At 64.2% G+C, this 1752-nt stretch carries 2 protein-coding genes and 1 pseudogene; all 3 read right to left on the bottom strand.

Annotated elements, in window-relative coordinates:
* On the bottom strand, nucleotides 1-1319 hold a 1319-nt coding region (locus C1I89_RS33385; RefSeq protein WP_102776395.1), incomplete at its 3' end, for a phage portal protein.
* Nucleotides 1319-1525, bottom strand: coding sequence for a phage head-tail joining protein (locus C1I89_RS33380; RefSeq protein WP_102776394.1), 207 nt, complete (start codon nucleotides 1523-1525; stop codon nucleotides 1319-1321). The genes C1I89_RS33380 and C1I89_RS33385, both read right to left, overlap by 1 nt.
* A 14-nt stretch (nucleotides 1526-1539) precedes the next feature.
* Nucleotides 1540-1752, bottom strand: a pseudogene (locus C1I89_RS34985) (phage terminase large subunit family protein); the annotation flags it as partial.

Below are 1752 nucleotides of genomic sequence, written 5' to 3'. Positions count from 1 at the left end.
GATCGGCTCATGAGGCCCGCACGGATAGCCAACTTCATGGCGTTGAATTCCTTCTGCGGATCGACCCAGCTCCAACCCTGCGGAATCCACTTGGCGGCCTGGTAGGTGCGGCGGTCTTTGCGGTAGCCGGGAATATCCAGTGCCCCTTCCAACACCGCCTGGTCCATCCATGCACGCCAGATAGGGCGACACAGCTGATGCACGATAACGCCGTGCTGCAAGGCTTCACACCGACGCCTAAACTCCAGCAGACCCGCCCGGATAGATGAATAGTTCACCTGCGTCAGGTCACCGGTGAGCATCTCGTAGGTGATGCCCATGGCAGCGGCCACCGCGCGGAACTGCTGGCGCATGAACTCGGCATACGACGAGCCCACATCGGCAGGCGCTGAAAACTTGATGTCTTCGCCTGGCTCCAGGATCTGCAGCGTGCCGGGCTCCATGCCCGCGAGCGCCACCCCGTTGCCATCGGCCGCCGACTCACCCATCAGGTTGTCTTCGGGCGCCATGCGGGTGATGAAGCCAGCGAACATGGCGGCGGTTTTCTTGCGGACCAGCTCGGCGTCGTCGTACTGGTCCAGCTCGTTGAGCTTCACGAGCGCCCGGGTCAACCACGGCTCGCCCCGGATCTGGCCGGGACGCAAGGGGCGAAACAGGTGGATGACTTCACTCGCATCCACCCGCACCGTGTCCATGCCACCGCCGCCGGCACTGCTGGACATCGGTGCCAGCAGTCCATCATTGGGGTGCGAGCGATACAGGTGATAAGCAACCCGGCGACCTAGCCGGTCGAACTCGATGCCAGCGCGAATGACGTTGCCGCCGGGCAGATCACGGTTCATGGTGGTTGGCAGGTGCTCTGCTTCCAGCACCTGGATCTGCAGCGCCACCGGCAGACCATCTTCGGTGCGGCGATAGCGCAGTCGCACCAGGGCTTCGCCGCCTTCGAGCATGGCGCGGGTGGCCAGTGCCTGCAGACCGTAGAAGTCGGTAAGGCCTGCGGCATCGGCCTCTTCGCACCAGTCCCACCACAGGCTGTGAATCGCCTCTCGCGTAGCCTGGTCCTGGACCATGCTTTGGGGCTTGATGCCTGTGCCGATGGCGTTGGCCACAAAGGCTTCGATACCAGCGGCGGCCCAGGCGTTACGCCTAACCAGATCACGGCTTTTGGCACGCAGTTCGTCTTGGGCCAGCGACAGGGCTGCCACCGCACCGGGATTGCTGGGCATCCAGGCCAGTGCGCGCCGCCCGCCGCCGGTGCCGTCATAGACCGGCGTGCCACCGAACATGCGGCGACGCAGACTTTTGAACCAGGCCATCAGAGTGCCTTGCTCGTGGCGACACGGATCTGGCGCGATTTGGGTGCGCCGGATTCACGGGCCATGGTGGCTTCGACCTCTGCAATCGCCGCCTTCAGATCGGCCACGCTGCGGTACTCGATGCTTTTGCCCTCGTAGGTCACGCGGTGCTCGCCGCTGGCCAGGGCTTCGCGCAGGGCCTGCAGGTGTTCTGGTGTGTAGGTCATGCTTATTTGCTCACTCAAGTCATCCATCGGCTGCGCACCACGCGCCGAGCGGGCGCTGGCGTGCTGCCAGAAGTGCTGAGGCCACCATCGAACTGCTGTTCTCGGGTGGCCTCGGGGGTTGTGATTTGTTGGGCAACGACTGGTGGGTCGGAGCCGAGTTGTTTTTCGAGTTCTTGCCAGTGCCGGTCTTCGAACCGGTCCAGTCCTGCCGCCGCAGCCGCCGCCCG

Origin of the sequence: Achromobacter pulmonis (assembly GCF_002885955.2) — a bacterium.
Lineage (GTDB): Bacteria > Pseudomonadota > Gammaproteobacteria > Burkholderiales > Burkholderiaceae_B > Achromobacter > Achromobacter pulmonis_A.
Note: the sequence above shows the minus strand (reverse complement) of the source record. Positions and strands in the feature narration are given on the sequence as shown.

Bases quoted from the DNA above. Each gene is read 5' to 3' on its own strand.
- C1I89_RS33380 (WP_102776394.1), bottom strand. From the start codon at position 1,525: ATGACCTACACACCAGAACACCTGCAGGCCCTGCGCGAAGCCCTGGCC.